We start from the raw sequence: 238 nt of genomic DNA, 5'->3' as shown, positions 1-238 counted from the left end.
CTTCAAATCATCAAAGCTAGTACCACTAGAGCTTGCAGAAGGACCTTGTCCGCCTCCTTGCATCGCCTTGGCGAAGGCTTCCGATTGCGACATGTCGCCATCGTCGTTCATCACCTTTTGGTATTCTTCTTCTACGCGATTTTCAAGCCATTCTTCATAATCTTTCACAGGACCAATCTTGTGCATGCCCAAAATGTATAATTCCTTAAAAAATGGTTTGTCCTGTAAATACGCTAGA

Annotated in this window: 1 pseudogene; it reads right to left on the bottom strand. The window is 43.7% G+C overall.

The features are described from left to right. Positions 1-186, bottom strand: a pseudogene (locus ACSV5T_RS10335) (hypothetical protein); the annotation flags it as partial. Positions 187-238 lie beyond the last annotated feature (52 nt).

It is taken from the genome of Veillonella sp. ZSJB6 (genome assembly GCF_051549505.1).
Lineage (GTDB): Bacteria > Bacillota > Negativicutes > Veillonellales > Veillonellaceae > Veillonella.
This window is presented reverse-complemented; position numbering and strand designations above follow the sequence as displayed.